General features: G+C 66.8%; 18 protein-coding genes and 2 riboswitches. Of the genes, 11 read left to right on the top strand and 7 right to left on the bottom strand.

Features of this window, described 5'->3' with window-relative positions:
- Positions 1 to 51: 51 nt before the first annotated feature.
- On the top strand, positions 52 to 1131 hold the full coding sequence (locus tag ACXYMR_RS10425; RefSeq protein WP_458942801.1) for a DNA methyltransferase: 1080 nt from the start codon (positions 52 to 54) through the stop codon (positions 1129 to 1131).
- On the opposite strand, the gene mutY is transcribed toward ACXYMR_RS10425, so the two are convergent.
- The gene (mutY, locus tag ACXYMR_RS10420) at positions 1132 to 2211 is read right to left on the bottom strand and encodes an A/G-specific adenine glycosylase (protein WP_458942800.1); all 1080 of its coding nucleotides are present in this window, start codon (positions 2209 to 2211) and stop codon (positions 1132 to 1134) included.
- 48 nt (positions 2212 to 2259) lie between these two features.
- On the opposite strand from mutY, the gene ACXYMR_RS10415 reads away from it, so the two are divergent.
- From ACXYMR_RS10415 to ACXYMR_RS10370, 10 genes are all read left to right on the top strand, one after another.
- Complete coding sequence (locus ACXYMR_RS10415; protein ID WP_458942799.1) at positions 2260 to 2802, top strand: DciA family protein; 543 nt, start codon at positions 2260 to 2262, stop codon at positions 2800 to 2802.
- Between the two features lie 38 nt (positions 2803 to 2840).
- Complete coding sequence (locus tag ACXYMR_RS10410) at positions 2841 to 3596, top strand: thioredoxin domain-containing protein (RefSeq protein ID WP_458942798.1); 756 nt, start codon at positions 2841 to 2843, stop codon at positions 3594 to 3596.
- Between the two features lie 109 nt (positions 3597 to 3705).
- Entirely contained in the window at positions 3706 to 4461 is a 756-nt protein-coding gene (locus tag ACXYMR_RS10405; RefSeq protein ID WP_458942797.1) for a thioredoxin domain-containing protein, read from the top strand.
- A gap of 4 nt (positions 4462 to 4465) precedes the next feature.
- A complete protein-coding gene (locus ACXYMR_RS10400; RefSeq protein ID WP_458942796.1) occupies positions 4466 to 5203 on the top strand; it encodes a thioredoxin domain-containing protein in 738 nt (245 codons plus the stop codon).
- Between the two features lie 64 nt (positions 5204 to 5267).
- Complete coding sequence (gene smc, locus ACXYMR_RS10395) at positions 5268 to 8711, top strand: chromosome segregation protein SMC (RefSeq protein ID WP_458942795.1); 3444 nt, start codon at positions 5268 to 5270, stop codon at positions 8709 to 8711.
- A 122-nt stretch (positions 8712 to 8833) separates the two neighbouring features.
- Positions 8834 to 9154: an AtpZ/AtpI family protein gene (locus ACXYMR_RS10390; RefSeq protein ID WP_458942794.1), complete on the top strand. Its 321-nt coding sequence runs from the start codon at positions 8834 to 8836 to the stop codon at positions 9152 to 9154.
- A 57-nt stretch (positions 9155 to 9211) separates the two neighbouring features.
- The gene (locus tag ACXYMR_RS10385; RefSeq protein WP_458942793.1) at positions 9212 to 9991 is read left to right on the top strand and encodes a F0F1 ATP synthase subunit A; all 780 of its coding nucleotides are present in this window, start codon (positions 9212 to 9214) and stop codon (positions 9989 to 9991) included.
- A 53-nt stretch (positions 9992 to 10044) separates the two neighbouring features.
- Entirely contained in the window at positions 10045 to 10269 is a 225-nt protein-coding gene (locus ACXYMR_RS10380; RefSeq protein WP_458942792.1) for a F0F1 ATP synthase subunit C, read from the top strand.
- 122 nt (positions 10270 to 10391) lie between these two features.
- Positions 10392 to 10949 carry a F0F1 ATP synthase subunit B family protein gene (locus ACXYMR_RS10375; protein WP_458942791.1) on the top strand — a complete coding sequence of 186 codons (558 nt, stop codon included), beginning with the start codon at positions 10392 to 10394 and terminating at the stop codon, positions 10947 to 10949.
- A complete protein-coding gene (locus ACXYMR_RS10370) occupies positions 10950 to 11504 on the top strand; it encodes a F0F1 ATP synthase subunit B family protein (protein ID WP_458942790.1) in 555 nt (184 codons plus the stop codon). It abuts the gene before it with no gap.
- Positions 11505 to 11592: 88 nt separating this feature from the next.
- On the opposite strand, the gene ACXYMR_RS10365 is transcribed toward ACXYMR_RS10370, so the two are convergent.
- The 6 genes from ACXYMR_RS10365 to gcvT form a co-directional block, all read right to left on the bottom strand.
- Complete coding sequence (locus ACXYMR_RS10365) at positions 11593 to 11898, bottom strand: hypothetical protein (RefSeq protein ID WP_458942789.1); 306 nt, start codon at positions 11896 to 11898, stop codon at positions 11593 to 11595.
- Positions 11899 to 12164: 266 nt separating this feature from the next.
- Positions 12165 to 12308, bottom strand: coding sequence for a hypothetical protein (locus ACXYMR_RS10360; RefSeq protein WP_458942788.1), 144 nt, complete (start codon positions 12306 to 12308; stop codon positions 12165 to 12167).
- 136 nt (positions 12309 to 12444) lie between these two features.
- Entirely contained in the window at positions 12445 to 14016 is a 1572-nt protein-coding gene (gene gcvPB, locus ACXYMR_RS10355) for an aminomethyl-transferring glycine dehydrogenase subunit GcvPB (RefSeq protein ID WP_458942787.1), read from the bottom strand.
- Positions 14013 to 15359 (bottom strand): aminomethyl-transferring glycine dehydrogenase subunit GcvPA, encoded by a 1347-nt coding sequence (gene gcvPA, locus ACXYMR_RS10350; protein WP_458942786.1) that lies wholly within the window; start codon positions 15357 to 15359, stop codon positions 14013 to 14015. Before gcvPA ends, gcvPB begins: the two co-directional genes overlap by 4 nt.
- 24 nt (positions 15360 to 15383) lie before the next feature.
- Positions 15384 to 15749: a glycine cleavage system protein GcvH gene (gene gcvH / locus ACXYMR_RS10345; RefSeq protein WP_458942785.1), complete on the bottom strand. Its 366-nt coding sequence runs from the start codon at positions 15747 to 15749 to the stop codon at positions 15384 to 15386.
- A 26-nt stretch (positions 15750 to 15775) separates the two neighbouring features.
- The gene (gene gcvT / locus ACXYMR_RS10340; protein ID WP_458942784.1) at positions 15776 to 16873 is read right to left on the bottom strand and encodes a glycine cleavage system aminomethyltransferase GcvT; all 1098 of its coding nucleotides are present in this window, start codon (positions 16871 to 16873) and stop codon (positions 15776 to 15778) included.
- A gap of 77 nt (positions 16874 to 16950) precedes the next feature.
- Positions 16951 to 17056, bottom strand: a riboswitch (glycine riboswitch).
- Positions 17057 to 17059: 3 nt separating this feature from the next.
- A riboswitch (glycine riboswitch) is annotated at positions 17060 to 17149 on the bottom strand.
- Between the last annotated feature and the right edge of the window lie 502 nt (positions 17150 to 17651).

Below are 17651 nucleotides of genomic sequence, written 5' to 3'. Positions count from 1 at the left end.
CCCTAAGATCAGAAATACTTCCCTACGTGTTAACGGGTGGAGTGTCGCGCAATGTCTGATTTACAGGTCGACCGGATCCTCGAAGGGGAATGCGTGGAAGTGATGAAATCACTTCCCGACCAAAGCGTTGACCTGGTTTTCGCTGACCCGCCCTACAATCTCCAGCTTGGCGGCGACCTGCACCGGCCGGACAATTCCAAGGTCGATGCGGTCGACAATGACTGGGACCAGATCGGCGGCTTCGACGATTATGACCTGTTCACCTGGGGCTGGATGGAACAGGCCCGGCGGGTCCTGAAGCCCAACGGGGCGATCTGGGTGATCGGCAGCTATCACAACATTTTCCGTGTCGGTGGCATTCTCCAGGATGCCGGCTTCTGGGTGCTCAACGACATCATCTGGCGCAAGTCCAACCCGATGCCGAACTTCAAGGGCACGCGCTTCACCAATGCCCACGAGACGCTGATCTGGGCCGCCAAGACCAAGGAAGCCCGCCCGACCTTCAACTATGCTGCCATGAAGGCGCTCAATGACGGGATCCAGATGCGTTCGGACTGGACGCTGCCGATCTGTTCCGGCGGCGAGCGCCTGAAGGGTGCGGACGGCAAGAAGGCGCACCCGACACAAAAACCGGAAGCCTTGCTGCACCGCGTCCTGCTGTCGACCACCAATCCGGGCGATGTCGTACTCGACCCGTTCTTCGGCACCGGCACCACCGGAGCCGCGGCCAAGCGCCTCGGCCGCCACTTCATCGGCATTGAACGCGATCCGGAATATGCCAGCGTTGCCCGGGACCGCCTGGCCGCGATCACGCCGGCGACGACCGAAGCGCTCAACGTCACCCAGTCCAAGCGGGCCCAGCCGCGCATTCCCTTCGGCGCCCTGGTCGAGCGCGGCATGGTCAAGCCGGGTGACACGCTATACTGCCCAAAAGGTCGCCACACGGCGCGCGTGCGCGCCGACGGCACACTGGTTGCCGGCGACAATTCCGGATCGATCCACCAGGTCGGCGCCCGCCTGCAAAGCGCGCCGTCATGCAATGGCTGGACCTACTGGCACACCCGCACCAAGCAGGGCCTCGCCCCGATCGACCTGATGCGGGCAGAGATCCGGGCCACGCTCGACAGCTGATCAGTCGGCGTCCGGGCCGAGGCCGCGGGCAAGAACCTTGCGCATGACGGTGGGCAGGGCCTCGTCTGCGAGCTCATCCTCCCGCACCCAGCGGCCGCCTTCCGGCTCCCAATCCGGCCGGGCGGCGGCTTCTCGCACTTCGAGCCGTAGCTCGAAATGGGTGAAGACGTGCCTGATTTCGCCGCGCGGCTGCCAGTTGGCGGCGAAGGGCGGACTGTCGCTGGTTGCATCGTCACCCCAGGATGTGGACGGAACTTCCATCATGCCGCCGAGCAGACCCTTGTCAGGGCGCTGGCGCAGCCAGATGCCGTGCGGACCACGCACCAGCCATGCGGTACCGCGGCGCACCGGCTTGATCTTGCGCGCTGCCTTCTTCGGATAGTCGGTCATGTCGCCATGGGCATGGGCCGCGCAGGCAAACGACCAGGGACAGTTGGCACAATCCGGGGAGCGCGGCGTACACACAGTAGCGCCAAGGTCCATGATCGCCTGGGCGTAATCGCCGGACCGCTCCGGGTCAGCCAGCTCGGCGGCCCGGCGACGGATCTCCGGCTTGGCCTTGGGTAATGGCGCCTGCACCCGGTCGAAGCGGGTGATCACGCGCTCGACATTGCCATCGAGCACGCTGGCCGGCTTGTCAAAGGCCGCGGCGAGGACAGCATTGGCCGTGTAATCGCCGATGCCCGGCAGCGACAGCAGACCCTCGAGCGTGTCGGGAAACACCCCGCCATGCTCGGTCGCGACCGCGCGGGCACAGGCATGCAGGTTGCGGGCCCGGGCGTAATAGCCCAGTCCCGCCCAGGCGGACATGACATCCTCGCGGTCGGCCGCGGCCAGGTCCTCGACCGTGGGCCAGCGCTCCAGAAAGGCCTGCCAGTAGGGCATGGCGTGCGGCACGGTGGTCTGCTGCAGCATGATTTCCGACAGCCAGATGGCATAGGTCGACACCTGCTTGCCGGCGGCGCGCTCCTCCGGGCGCACCCGCCACGGCAGGGAACGGCCACTGGCATCGTACCAGGCGAGCAGGCTGGAACGCAGCTTGCGGATGGTCACGGGATCAAAAAAGGCTGGGGCAGGCATGCGTGGTCCGGGCTTGCGGGCCGCGGTGTTCGCGGCGACACTATGAGCATGAAGCGCAAACCGCCTCCGTCAACGCTGGACAGCGCCGCCGCCCGTTTTCTTGACAGTCGGCGCGGCCGGCCCGCGATCCGCCCGGCCCCGTCGGTGAGCCGGGCCGCCGAGCGCGTGCTCAAGCCGCTGGCCAAGCGCTTCGGCGTCGGGGTCGAGCAGTTGCGCGAAAACTGGCCGGAGATCGTCGGCTCGCGGCTGGCGGAGTGGAGCGAGCCGGAAACGCTGCAGACATCGGGCGGCATAACGACGCTGGTGATCCGGGCCCGCGGCCCCGCCGGCGCCGTTCTGCAGGCGGAATCGCGGCGTCTGCTGGATCGCATGTCGAGCTATTGCGGACGCCAGGCACCGAGCCGGATTCGCATCATACAGGGCTCATCCAAAGCCAAGGCCGGGCCGGCCGGCAAGGCCGGCGCCAGGCAGATGACAAAGCCGCAAGCGAGTTCACAGGTGAGCGAGACGGTGGAGACATCCCCCGAGACGCGGTTATTGTCAGCCCTTGACCGGTTCGGCCAATCCGTGAAATCCCGCACTGGTCACTGAAACAGCGATACAGCATTCACGGCACGGGGAGCCCCTCAATGACACTGACACGACGCGTGATGACCGCTGCGACCCTGGTTGCGGCCCTTGGCCTGGCGGCCTGCGGCGGTAATGGCGGCAGCGCCGGCGGCGTTGGACAGTCGAGCTATGAGCGCTCCGGCGACCGCGGCATCGGCAGCGCCGACGCGCCGGTCACCATGGTCGAATATGCCTCGGTGTCGTGCCCGCACTGTGCCACTTTCCACGAGGAAGTCTGGCCGATGCTGGAAAACGAGTACATCGAGAACGGACAGGTTCGTTTCGTGTTTCGCGAGATGATCACCGGCTCGCCGCAATTTGCCATCGCCGGTTTCGCGCTGGCCCGTTGTGTCCCGGAAGAGCGCTATTTCGACATGATCGACCTGTTGTTCCAGCAGCAGCGCGCCATTTTCCAGGCGGCCCAGTCGCAGGGCAATGCACGTCCGCAATACCTCGCCATCGCGCGCTCCATGGGGCTGAGCGAGAGCGAGTTCACCGCCTGCCTCAATGACGACGAGATCAACCGCTCGATCATCGCCGCCCACGACCAGGCCATTGATGAAGGCATCGACGGCACGCCGCGCTTCCTGTTCAACGGCGAGATGCTGGAAACCCGCCGCGCCCCCGGCGACAGCGAGTACACCTATTTCCTGGGCGGTCGTCAGCTGATGATCAACGGCGAACCGGTTCCCGGCCTGGTCGATGAAGCGACTTTCCGTCTCATTCTCGATCACCTGATCGCGGAAGCATCGGGCACCGCCGCGTCACAGACCTGATTGCGGCTGCGGCGTGAGTGGCGAGCGCGAGCGCGCGACCGGTCGCGGAACTGGGTCTCAAGCCCCGGGCATTGACTGAAATGATGGAAGACCAGGCGGGAGTCCCTCGATGAATGTGACCAGACACGTGATGACCGCTGTCGCGATGGCGGCGGCAATCACCCTTACGGCCTGCGGCGGCGAAGGTGGCCGAGACACGGGTCAGGCGCAGTCCAGCCATGAACGGGCTGGGGATCGTGGCATCGGCAGCCCCGAGGCGCCGGTCACCATGATCGAATACGCCTCGGTTGCCTGCCCGGCCTGCGCGGCCTTTCATGCCGAGGTCTGGCCGATGCTGGAGAGCGAGTACATCGAGGCCGGCAAGGTGCGTTTCGTCTTTCGCGAATCGATTGCCGGCTCGCCGCAGTTCGCCATGGCCGGATTCGCCCTCGCCCACTGCGTCCCGCCGGAGCAGTATTTCGACATGATCGACCTGCTGTTCCAGCAACAGCGCGCCATACTTGAGGCGGCCCAGTCGCAGCGCAATGTGCGACCCCAATACCTCGCCATCGCCCGTTCGATGGGTCTCAGCGAGAGCGAGTTCACCGCCTGCCTGAATGATGACGAGATCAACGCGTCCATCCTCGCCGCTCACGAACAAGCGGATAGGGATGGCATTGGCCGGACGCCCAGCTTCCTGTTCAATGGCGAAATGCTGGAAGCCCGCCGCGCGTCCGGTGATACCGTGTCCACCTATTTCCTCGGCGGTCACCAGCTCCGGGTCGATGGTGAACCCATCCCCGCTCGCGCGGATGCGGAAACCTTCCGCATCCTCCTCGACCACCTGGTCAGCGAGGCCGACCAGACCGCTGCCTCAGAGGGCTAACCCCATGCCTGTCAATCGCATTCTCCGTTCCGGCCTGCTCGGCTTCAGCCTTCTGGTAAGCCTGACGGCCGGGGTCTCCGCCCAATCCTCCGAGCCGGCCCACCCGGCGCAGGCGCTGCGCCCGGGGGATCATGTCCTCGGTGCGGAAGATGCAACACTGACCATGATCGAGTACGCCTCCTTTGCCTGTCCGCATTGCGCCCATTTCCAGGCTGACGCCTGGCCGGTGATCGAACAGGAATTCGTCGAAACCGGTCAGGTGCGCTGGGCCCTGAGGCCGATGCTGACCCAGCCGGTCCAGCTGGCCGCGGCGAGCACAATCCTGGCCGAATGCGCCCCTGACGACCGCTATTTCGATGCCGCCGACCTGCTGTTCTCCGAGCAATCGGCGATTTTTGAAGCGGCCCAGTCGGGCGGCGATGTGCTCGCCATCTATCACCGGATCGGTGCCGCAGTCGGCGTGTCGCCGGAACAGTTCAACGCCTGCCTGGCCGATCCGGCCATGGGCGAATGGCTCAATGCGGCAGCCATGCAGGCCTCCGAGGACGGTATTGCGGGAACCCCGAGCTTCATCGTCGGCGGGCGCATCCTGGCGACGGCAAATCTCGGTGACGGCTACTACTTCACCTGGGGCGGCGAGCCGCTCCTGCTAGATGGGGAACGGGTCCCGGGCCAATTGGACGGAGACACGTTCCGCCGAATCGTCCTTCACTTCCTTGCCCTCGCCGATTCCTCGGACTGAGGGTTCAGGAAAGCGCCGCAATTGCGTGCCATGACGGTACCTCCCGCAGCGCAATGGAGGTCGGGTGAAGTTCACGCAGCTCAGGCTGGCCGGATTCAAATCCTTCGTCGATCCCACCGACTTGCGGATCGATCCGGGCCTTACTGGCGTGATCGGCCCCAACGGTTGCGGCAAGTCCAACCTGCTTGAAGCCCTGCGCTGGGTGATGGGCGCGACCTCGGCCAAGTCGCTGCGCGGCGGCGGCATGGAAGACGTGATCTTCTCCGGCACTGACCAGCGCCCAGCGCGCAATCATGCCGAAGTCATTCTGAGCGTGGACAATGCGGAGAAGCTGGCGCCGGCGCGTTTCAACGATGCGGCGACGCTGGATGTCTCGCGCCGTATCACGCGCGGGGCCGGGTCGGCCTACAAGATCAATGGCGAAGAGGTGCGGGCGAAGGACGTCCAGCTCCTGTTCATGGACGCCGGCACCGGCGCCAACTCCCCTGCCCTGGTGCGCCAGGGCCAGATTTCCGAGCTGATCGCGGCCAAGCCGCAGAACCGGCGCCGGGTACTGGAGGAGGCCGCCGGCGTGTCCGGACTGCGGGCGCGGCGGCACGAGGCGGAGCTGCGGCTCAAGGCGACCGAGGCCAATCTCGACCGGCTGCAGGAAATCATCGACGATTTGGCGTCCCGGCACGGCGCGCTGCAGCGCCAGGCGCGGCAGGCGTCGCGCTATCGCCGGCTGTCGGCCTCGATCCGGGCACTGGAAGCGGCGGTCTGGCTCAATCGATGGCGCCAGGCGGCGAGCACGGTGGAGGCCGCCGAGGCCGAACTCAACGAGGCGCGCGAGGCGGCCGAGGACACAACCCTGGCTGCGGCCGAGGCGCGGACGCGGGCGGAAGTGCTGGCGGCAGCGCGCGAACCGGCACGCCAGGCGGAGGCCGAGGCGGCAGCGGCCCTGCGCCTGCTGGAGCGCGAGCGCGACAAGCTGGAGCGCGACGCGGAAGAGGTGCAGCGTCAGATCGCCGGGCTGGAGACGCGGCTGGCGGATCTGGCGCGAAGCAGCGAACGCGAGCGCGAGATTGCCGCCGATGCACGGCGCAGCCAGAGCGAGGCGGCAACCCAGATCGAGCGGCTGGACCGGGCGATCGAGGCGGAGACAGACAGCCTGCAGGCGGCGGAAGCGGCGCTGCAGGCGGCGGAAGCCGAGCGGGTGGCGGCGGAAGCGGAGCTGGACAGACGGTCTGGCGAGGCGGCGCAGACGCGGGCGGCGATAGAGGCGGCCCGCCGCGGGCTTGGCCAGCTGGAGCGGCGGCGCGAGCAAATCGAGCGCGAATGGGCGTCGGCGCAGCGCGACCAGGACGCCCTGGCCGGGGCCGAGGCGACGCAGGCGCTGGAGCAGATCGGTGCCGAGGTGACGGCGGCGGAGGCCGAGCTGGAGAGGGCGCGGCGCCAGGCAGAGACCGCAGAACAGAATGTGCAGGCCGCCGAGGGCGAAGCCGAGCGCGCGCGGGCGGAGTGGCAGGCCCTGGCGGCCGAGCGCGACAGCCTGCAGCGCGAGATCGAGGCCATAGAACGCCTGCTGGCCGGGAGCCAGGCGGAGATCGCCATGCCGGCGCTGGACGCGGTGCGGGCCCGGCCGGGGTATGAAAAGGCCCTGGCCGCAGCGCTGGGAGATGATCTGGATGCCTCGCTGGAGGCCGGCGCGGTGCGCTACTGGACAGAGGCCGGGGTGCGGGCGGAGGCCCTGCCGGGGGGCAGCGTGCCACTGAGCGACCACGTGTCGGGGCCGGCGGCGCTGAAGGCGCGGCTGGATGCGGTGGGTGTGATCCCGCCGGAGAAGGCGGATACGGCACGGGCGCAGCTGCGGCCGGGCCAGCGCCTGGTGACAAGGGACGGAGCGCTGTGGCGCTGGGACGGACTGGTGGCCCAGGCCGGGGCCCCGTCGGCGGCGGTGGCGCAGCTGGAACAGCGCAACCGGCTGGATGAGCTGCGCCTGAGCTGGGAGGCCGGCGCACAGGAGGCGGACCGGCTGGAACAGGCGGCCGAGGCGGCGGCGGACGCAGCCCGCGAGGCGCGCGAGGCGTATCGCACAGCGCGCGAGGCGGTGGGACCGGCGGAACGGATGCAGCGCCAGGTGCTGTCGCGCCAGTCGGATCTGCGCGAAACCGTGGCGCGCGACGCGGCCCGGGCCAGCGCTCTGGGGGAAAGACTGCAGCGTCTGGAGGCCGAACGGGGTGAGGTTTCGGGGGAAATCGAGCAGGCCCAGGGTGTGCTGACGGCGGCGGAACAGGCCGATGCTGACAGCGCAGCGCTGGATTCGGCGCGGCAGACGGCGGAAACCGCACGCAGCCAGGCGGCCGATGCACGCGGTGCCCTGGAGGGTTTGCGGCGGGAATCGGAGGCGCGGCGGCAAAGACGGGCGGGATTCCGGCGCGATCACGATGCCTGGAAGGCACGCGCGGACGATGCGGAGCGGCGTTTGAGCGAGATTTCGCAGCAAAAACAGGCTGCGGAGACGCAGCTGGAGGCGCTGCGGGCCAAGCCGGAGGTGCTGGAACAGGCGCTGCACCGGCTGAGGGACCGGCTGGACGTGGCGGAAAAGGTGGCAAACGAGGCGCGTGAGGCCGCGAAAAGCACGGAAGACGAGGTGAAAGCGGCGGATTCGGCGGCGCGCCAGGCGGAAACCGCGGCGTCGGCGGCGCGCGAGGGACGGGCCGCGGCGGAAGCGCGGCTGGGCGCGGCACGGGAACGGCTGCTGGAAACCACGCAGCGGCTGCAGGATGCGACCGGAGATGCGCCGGGCGCGCTGGCAGCGCGGATCGATGACGAGCTCGAGGAGTTGTCGCCCGAAGAACTGGAGCGCCGGCTCGACGAGGCGCGCCAGGGCCGCGAACGGCTGGGGGCGGTGAATCTGCGCGCCGACGAGGAGGCTGACGACCTGTCGACGCGGATGGAGGAGATGTCGCGCGAGCGCGATGACCTGCTCGAGGCCATCGGGCGGCTGCGCAAGGCGGTCGACGAGCTGTCGCGCGAAGGCCGGGCGCGTTTGCTCGAGGCCTTTGACGTGGTCAATGAGCACTTCCAGACCCTGTTCGAGACGCTGTTCGAGGGCGGCCACGCGGAGCTGCGCCTGACCGAGAGCGATGACCCGCTGGAAGCCGGCCTGGACATCTTCGCCTGCCCGCCAGGCAAGCGGCTGGACAATATGTCGCTGATGTCCGGCGGCGAGCAGGCGCTGACCGCCTCGGCGCTGATCTTTGCCGTCTTCCTGTCCAATCCGGCACCGGTGTGCGTGCTCGACGAGGTCGACGCGCCGCTCGATGATGCCAATGTCGACCGGTATTGCCGCATGCTGGACCACATGCGCGGCCTCACCGACACGCGCTTCCTGGTGATTACCCACAATGCCCTGACCATGTCGCGCATGGACCGGCTCTACGGCGTGACCATGGCGGAACGCGGGGTTTCCCAGCTGGTCTCCGTCGACCTCGTGGGCGCGGAACAGCTGATCGCCGCCGAATAGGCGATTTTCCCAATTATTTCATTTAGATGTCACAGGTGCTGGCTTGCTTGACTTGGCGAGGGGCCGTGGATAGTGTGCGCGCGCCTGTGGGGGGCTGTTCCGCCCAGGCAGACCGGTCCAACATGTCACGCAAAGACGAGAGCCCGCGCGACCCTTCCAACGCCGACCTGGATGACCTGCAGCAGCGCATCAATGCGCGGCGCGATCATCACAGGCCGAAGGCGGACGAGCCGAGAACCCCCTGGTCCCTCGGCATGCGCTACGGGTCGGAGTTCTTTGCCGGCGTGCTGGTCGGCGGCGGTCTGGGAATGCTCCTGGACCGGATCGCCGGAACGGGCCCCTGGGGTCTGCTCGCCGGTGTCATGGTAGGCTTTGCCGCCGGCACGCTGAATGTGGTGCGGGCGGCCAGAGAGATAAATTCGGAGTCGGACGGCGAAAGCTGACTGTCTCCTCGTTATAGATAGCGGCCTGGCCGCACCAGAGAACAAGAGAGGCCGGGCGTGGCTGCAGATACCGACCCGATCAAACAGTTTGAAGTCCACGAAGTGCTTCCCTTCGAAGCATTTGGACTGGATCTGGCGTTCACCAACTCCAGCTTCTTCATGGTGCTGGCCAGTGTGCTGACCGTGGTGCTGTTCTCGATGGCGATGGCGAACCGCTCGCTGGTGCCGCACCGCGCCCAGTCGGTGGCCGAAATCATATACGGCTTCGTGGCCGACATGCTGCGCTCGACGGCCGGCCCGGAAGCGCTGCGCTTCTTCCCCTTCGTGTTCACGCTGTTCATCTTCATTCTGGTGGTGAACATGCTCGGCATGTTCCCCTACTTCCCGGCGCCGGGCGCCCACTCCTTCACGCCGACCAGCCACATCATCGTGACGGCTGCGCTGGCCATGATGGTCTGGCTGACCGTGCTGGTGTACGGGCTGATCAAGAACGGCCCGAAATTCTTCAAGCTGTTCGTGCCGTCGGGTGTGCCGATCTACATCCTGCCCTTCGTCACCTTCATCGAGATCATTTCCTTCATCTCGCGCCCGATCAGCCACTCGGTCCGTCTGTTCGCCAACATCCTGGCCGGTCACATCCTGCTCAAGGTGTTTGCCGGCTTCGTGGTCATGCTGGCCGCGGCGCTGGGCGGATGGGGCTATCTCGTCGGCATCCTGCCGTTCGCGATGACGCTGGCCCTGACGGCGCTCGAATTCCTGGTCGCTTTCCTGCAGGCGTATGTCTTCGCGATCCTGACCTGCATCTATCTCAACGACGCCCTGCACCCAGGACACTAGGCCGGGCGTCATCTTCCAACCGCAATAGAACGATCTTCCAGAGGAGTTTCAAAATGGACGCGGAAGCAGCTAAATACATCGGTGCCGGCCTCGCTTGTCTCGGCATGCTCGGCGCCGCCATCGGCGTGGGCAACATCTTCGGTTCCTTCCTTCAGGGTGCCATGCGCAACCCGTCGGCTGCCCAGTCGCAGTTCGGCAACCTGATCTTCGGCTTCGCCGTGACCGAAGCGCTGGGCATCTTCTCGCTGCTCATCGCCCTGCTGGCCCTGTTCGGCTAAGCAATATGCGGCTGCGAGGGTCCAGGGGGATCCTCGCGCACGCTGGCTTCAATCCCGGATCCTGTCGGCATGTCTGCCGGTCCAGGATCCGGGTTTGACTAGATTGAGGGAGCAGGCGTCCCATGACGCACGCACCGAGCATACCCAACGAAGCGATCGATCACGTGGCGGAGAGCTCCGGCGTCTTCCCTCCGTTCGATCCGACCTATTTCCCGTCCCAGCTCTTCTGGCTGGCGATCAGCTTCATCGCGCTCTACATCGCGCTGGATCGCCTCATCCTGCCGAAGATCAAGACGACGATCGAAGACCGCCGCGACCGCATAGCGGACGATCTCGACATCGCCGCCCAAGCCCAGGCTGATGCCAAGTCGGCCGGCGAAGCCTACGAGCACGCCCTCGCCCAGGCGCGGGCCAAGGCGCACGGCATCGCTGCCGATACGCGCTCCGCTCTGGATGCCGAGATCGCCAAGGAAACCGCCGGGGTCGAAGCCGAGCTGGCTGCCAAGCAGGAAGCCGCCGAGGACTCGATCCGCGCGGCCAAGACCAAGGCCTTCGCCGAAGTGCGCGGCATTGCCGTCACGGCGACCGAAGCCATGGTCGAGGCGCTGGCCGGTGTCACCGTCAGCGACGCCGACGCCACCAAGGCCGTCGACGCCAAGCTGAAGACCAAGGAGGCGTAAATGGCCCTCGCTCCGGAATCCAACGGTCACGGTTACGAAGACCAGTCGATCGGCGAATGGCTGGCTGCCCAGCCGGGCGATCCGTCCTTCTGGGCCTTCCTGGCCCTGATCGCCTTTTTTGCCGTCCTGGCCTACATGGGCGTGCACAAGACGATCGCCAAGGTGCTGGACGATCGCGCCGACGCCATCCGCAATGAACTGGCCGAAGCCAAGCGACTGCGCGAGGAAGCCCAGGAAATGCTGGCCTCCTACCAGCGTCGCCAGCGCGAAGCGGAAGCGGAAGCCGAAGCCATCGTGGCCCAGGCCAAGTCGGAGGCGAAAGCGCTGCGCAAGGAGGCCCGCGAGGAGCTCTCCGAGCGTCTCGAGCGCCGGGCCGCCCTGGCCGAGCAGCGTATCGCCCAGGCCGAAAGCCAGGCTGCTGCAGAGGTGAAGGCGAAAGCCGCCGAGGTGGCTGCTGCCGCGGCCGAGGAGATCCTCAAGTCGCAGCTGAAGAAGACCGACCTCAACCGTCTCGTCGATGCCGACATCAAGATGGTGGCCGAAAAGCTCAACTAGCGGCACCGACCGCTGGAATGATGAAAGGCCCGCAGCGTTTGCTGCGGGCCTTTTTCATGGCCGGGTCTGGGAGCTGGCGAGCGCCGGGCTATTCGGCCGGCTCGCCTTCCTTCTCTCCGAAGGCGAAGCGGACGCGCTTCCAGATCCAGGGGAAGCGGCGCAGACCGTTGGTGATCTTGCGGTGCAGGGTCTTGGACGCGCCGGCCACCAGGATCAGGCCAAGCAGGCCGACGAAGGCACCGATCGGCACGAAGGGAAACGGCGTCAGAATGGCGACCGGAACCGAAAGCGCAATCAGGAGCAGGCCCAGCGCCACGGCAACAGCACGGATAATGAGCACGAAAAACGCGCCCAGCGCGTTTCGCTCCGCCAATCCGTTAAGGGCTTCGTACATTTAACCCACCAATTCCAACATGTCCCCGGACGGGGTGCCCCACTCATGTGGGGCGGATTGCCGGACAGACAACACTAAACCTGTAAACAAGCCCCGTATGCGAGGCAAAAAAGCCGAAATTCAGGCAGCGAGCCGCAGTCGGCGTTACCGTGTTGCAATGTGGCCACCCGGTCCGACCGGGTGCGCCCTGAGGCCTGACACGAACAGGTTTCAGCAGCGGCGCTCCGGTGCCCCCGGCAGGTCCGGGGATGCCCGGACAGCGCCCCTCAGATGACCCCTTGATTCCACAGGACAAGTGCCGCGGCGCCAAGACCGATGGCGGCGCTGACCGCGAGGATAAAGACGGCCCGCAAGGGCTTGCGGCGGCGTTTGCGAAGATTCAGGCGGGAGGCGGTGAAGAAGGAGGGCATGGCTCCAACCTGGCGCGGCAATAGGGCGCACATGCGGCGCTCTCAGGGCCTTGTGGCCATACAGCCCGCATCATGCATTAAAAAAAGAGGCGGACCCTGCGGGGTCCGCCTCTTCATGTCGCCGAGAGAGACAGGCCTACTCGGCCGCTTCCTCCGTGTCCGCCGGTGGGGTCCAGCGCAGCACCGGCTGGCGGGCGGCGCGGGTCTCGTCGAGGCGCTTGGTCGGGGCGTGCACGGGCGCGGCGGTGAAGCGCGAGCTTTCGCCGGCCTGGGCGGCCAGGGCCAAGGCCTCGAGCACTTCGACGAAGCGGTCCAGGCCGGTCAGGCTTTCCGTCTCGGTCGGCTCGATCAGCATGGCGCCGTGCACGACCAGGGGGAAGTACATGGTCATCGGGTGATAGCCCTCGTCGATCATCGCCTTGGCGAAGTCGAGCGTAGTCACCCCCGTATTCTTGAGGAAGCGGTCGTCGAACAGCGCCTCGTGCATGCAATAGCCCTCGAAGGCCGGGGTCATGACGTGCTTGAGGCGGGCCAGGATGTAGTTGGCGTTGAGGACGGCGTCCTCGGCCACCTGGCGCAGCCCGTCGGAGCCGTGGCTCATCATGTAGGTCAGGGCGCGGGTGAACATGCCCATCTGGCCGTGGAAGGCGGCCATGCGGCCGAACGGCTCGCCCTCGGCCTCCTCGGCGTGCTCGACCAGTTTCCAGGTCTTGCCGTCCTGCACCACGTAGGGCACCGGCGCATAGGCCGCCAGGGCGTCGGAGAGGACGGTCGGGCCGGAGCCGGGACCGCCGCCGCCATGCGGGGTGGAGAAGGTCTTGTGCAAATTGATGTGCATGGCGTCGATGCCGAGATCGCCCGGGCGGACGCGGCCGACAATGGCGTTGAAGTTGGCGCCGTCGCAGTAGAAATAGCCGCCCGCCTCGTGGATCAGGTCGGCGATCTCTCGGATGTCCCGCTCGAACAGGCCGCACGTGTTCGGATTGGTCAGCATGATGCCGGCGACGTCATCGCCGAGCTTGGCCTTGAAGGCCTCCATGTCGACGCGGCCGCCCGCATCGGCGGGGATCTCGTCGACCGTGAAACCGCACTGCACGGCGGTCGCCGGATTGGTGCCGTGGGCCGATTCCGGCACCAGCACGCGGCGTCGCTTGGTTTCGCCGTCAGCGTCGAGGCGGGCGCGGATGGCCATCATGCCGCAGAATTCGCCATGCGCGCCGGCTTTCGGCGACAGGGCCACGGCGGGCATGTTGGTCAGCGTCATCAGCCAGTGGGCCAGCTCGCCCATGACCTGGTAGGCGCCCTGCACCGTCGAGGCCGGCTGCAGCGGGTGCACGTCGGCGAAGCCCGGCAGGCGGGCCATCTTCTCGTTGAGGCGCGGATTGTGCTTCATGGTGCACGAGCCGAGCGGGTAGAGGCCCAGATCGATGGCGTAATTCTTCCGGCTCAGGCGCACATAGTGACGCATGGTCTCCGGCTCTGCGAGACCGGACAGGCCGATGGTCCCGGTGCGCTCGAGGCCGCCGAGGCGGGTCCTGGTGCCCTTCGGCCTGGGCAGGTCGACGCCGCAATGCTCCAGATTGCCACGCTCGAAGATCAGCGGCTCGGCCTGTTCCAGGCCGCGGCTGCCGGAGATGGTGTCGGCATAGCCGCCGGTGGCGACGTTCTCCGCCATGCGGGTCGGGCGTCCTTGCGTGTTCATGCTCATGACAGCACCTCCGTCAGGGCCTTCTGGAAGGCACCGAGGTCTTCTTCGGTATTGGTTTCGGTGGCAGCAACGATCAGCAGGTCCTCGAACTGGCCGGGGAAGAGCCGGCTGGCGGGGACGCCGCCGAGCACGCCCATGTCGGCGAGGCGGTCAACCACCTCGGCGGCCGGCTTGGGCAGGCGCGCGGTGAACTCGTTGAAGAAGGCCTCGTTGAGCACCTCGACGCCGTCAATGGCGTCGAGCCGGTCGGCCAGCTCGCAGGCCGTCTCGTGGTTGAGCCGGGCGAGGCGCTTGATGCCGACCTCGCCGAGCAGCGTCATGTGGATGGTCCAGGCCAGCGAACACAGGCCGGAATTGGTGCAGATGTTGGACGTCGCCTTGTCGCGGCGGATGTGCTGCTCGCGCGTCGACAGGGTCAGGACATAGCCGCGGCGGCCGTCGGCATCGACGGTCTCGCCGGCCAGGCGGCCCGGCATCTGGCGGATGAAGCGGCGGTCGTCCTTGCAGGCGAACAGGCCGACATAGGGCCCGCCGAAATTGAGACCGACACCGATCGACTGGCCCTCGCCGACGGCGATGTCGGCGCCCATGGCGCCGGGCGCCTCGACCAGGCCCATCGACACCGCTTCGGTGAACACGGCAATGACCAGCGCGCCCTTGTCGTGGGCGGCCTCGGAGATGGCGCGCAGATCGTGCAGCTGGCCGAAAATGTCCGGTGTCTGGACGACCACGCAGGCGGTCTCGTCCGTGATCGAAGCGATGACGTCGTCGAGATTTTTCAGGCCCGGCTCGGTGACCGCGATTTCGACCGAGGAGTACTTGGCCAGGGTTCTGGAGGCCTCGACGTAGTGCGGGTGCACGCTGCCGGCCATCACGGCCTTGGAGCGCCGGGTCACCCGGGCGGCCATCATGACGGCTTCGGCGCACGCCGTGGAGCCGTCATACATGGAGGCGTTAGCCACATCCATGCCGGTCAGGAGCGCCACCTGGGTCTGAAATTCGAACAGGGTCTGCAGCGTGCCCTGGGAGATTTCCGGCTGGTAGGGCGTGTAGGCGGTGAGGAATTCCGAGCGCTGGATCAGGTGATCCACGGTGGCCGGGATGTGGTGCTTGTAGGCCCCTGCCCCCACGAAGAACGGTGCCTGGCTGGCCGCGACATTGCGGTTGGCCATGGCCGACATGGCGCGCTCGACCTGCAGCTCGCCCTGCTTGGTCGGCAGGTCGACGAGACCGTCGAGCTGGGCTGCCCGCGGCACGTCGGTGAACAGCTCGTCGATCGACGCAACGCCGATCGCCTCGAGCATCGCCTTGCGGTCGGTCTCTGTGTGGGGAAGGTAACGCATCAGGAATTCCTGTCTTATGCGGGTTTACGCGGTGTGGGCCTTGTAGGCGGCTTCGTCCATCAGGCCGTCGAGCTGGGACGCATCGGCAAGCTTGATCTTGACGAACCAGCCTTCGCCGGCGGCGTCCTCATTGACCTTGGCCGGCTCGTCCTCGAGGCCGGAATTAACCTCGGTGATCTCGCCGTCAACCGGGGCATAGACTTCCGATGCGGCTTTCACCGATTCAACAACAGCGAATTCGTCGCCCTTGCTGAGCGTCTTGCCGACGTCCGGCAGTTCGACGAACACCACGTCGCCGAGCTGGCCGGCGGCGAAGGCGGTGATGCCGACAGTGGCGATGTCGCCGTCGACGGTGATCCATTCATGGTCTTCGGTATAGCGCGTGGTCATCAGGTCTCTCCTGTCCCTGAAGGGGTCTAGCCCCGGTAGAAATTGGCCGGCACGAAAGGCAGTTTCGTGACGGTGGCGGGGCGCGGCTTGCCGCGCACGATGAGGTCCACTTCCGTGCCCGGCTGGACATAGTCGCGGTCGATATAGCCCATGGCGACCGGGCCCTCGACGGTCGGGCCGAAGCCGCCGGAGGTCACGATGCCGATGATTGTGCCGTCCTTGGTGGCAATCTCGGCGCCTTCGCGGGCCGGCGCGCCTGTGACGGTCAGGCCGATGCGCTTCTGGCAGGTCTTCTCGGCGAGCTGGCGGTCGATCACCTCCTGGCCGGGAATGTCGCCGCGCTCGCGGCGGGTCTTGGCCAGGGCCCAGATCAATGACGCCTCGACCGGGGTGCGGTTGGCATCCATGTCGTGACCGTAGAGGCACAGCCCGGCCTCCAGGCGCAGGCTGTCACGGGCGCCCAGGCCGATCGCCTCGACTTCGTCCTGGTCCAGCAGGAGGCGGGCGATACGGTCGGCGTCGGCCTCGGGGATGGAAATCTCGAAACCGTCCTCGCCGGTATAGCCGGAGCGCGAGATCAGCACCTTTGTGCCGTCCAGCTCGAATTCGCCGCACTGCATGAACACCATCTTGCAGGCGGCCGGACACAGGCGCTGCATCACGGTCTTCGCCGCCGGGCCCTGCAGGGCGAGCAGAGCGCGGTCCTCGAGACGGGTCAGCGTGCCCTTGCCGGCGGTCTTCTCCTCGATGCGGGCGAAGTCCTGCTGCTTCATGGCAGCATTGACGACGAGGAAGAGGCCCTGCCCGTCCGGGCGCGACACCATGAGGTCGTCGAGGATGCCGGCCTGTTCACTCAGCAGCAGGGTGTATTTCTGCTCGCCGGCGCCAAGCGTCGACAGGTCGGCGGTGATCAGCGCTTCCAGCGCCGTCTCGTCGCCCTCATAGCGGGCCTGGCCCATGTGCGAGACATCGAAAAGCCCGGCCTTGTCGCGGCAATGCTTGTGCTCGCCCATGATACCGAGCGGGTATTGCACCGGCATGTCATAGCCGGCAAACGGCACCATCTTGCCGCCGAGCTCGACGTGCAGGGCGTGAAGGGGGGTCTTGTTCAGGGTCTCAGACATTTCGGGTCCTGGGGCGTTAAAGCACGTGGGCGGTGGCGATCCCGCAGACCCGAAAAGGTCTGCAAGCCGGTCGCCCCCGCTGTCCCGAGAACCTGAGAGATTCCGTGCGTCCCGCAGTTCCAAGAACAGGACCGGTCGCACTTGCTCCGTCGGTGGGAGGGCCAGGCCCTCCACTTTCCAGCGTTTGTCTCGTCCGCGGTCCCTTGGCCTGAGCGTTTCCGGGGCGGTTGCGCCTTCGGCGCCGGCATTTTCGCCGGTCTCTCCCGCGGGGAGATTGGTCCCGCCCCCGCCCCTTAAGGGGCGCAGTGCGATTGGGGCGGACTTTTAGGACTCCGGGGACGCGAGTCAATGCGGCGAGGCTGTTTTCCCCGGCTGGCGGGCGGGGGCTGCATTGTTCGCCTCGCGCGCAATGCCGGGCAGTTGTTACGCGGGACCGGTTCGAGGCCCCGCCATGAAGGCGGGGGAAACGGGTGGGGGGTTGAAATAAACGGGCGCTCCAGGCGCCCGCACCCGTCCATTCATCTCTTGCCGGGAGTCCGCCTCAGAGGGTACATTGTGTCAAGGGTTTCAACCGCGTAGCGGCGCTCCGCGCCCTTGACACAATGAACCCTCTGAGGCCCGCTGGCTGACAAGAGATCAATGGCGCATTGCGCGCCCCGGCGCGATGTTCCCACACCTGCTCCGTCGTCATCCCACGGTCCCGGCGTTAGCCGGGATCCGGGGGACCTCAGCTAACAGGTCGGCGGCTCCGGCCTCGCTGTTCAAGTCAGACCGGATA

Source organism: Maricaulis sp. CAU 1757 (assembly GCF_054482675.1).
Note: the sequence above shows the minus strand (reverse complement) of the source record. Positions and strands in the feature narration are given on the sequence as shown.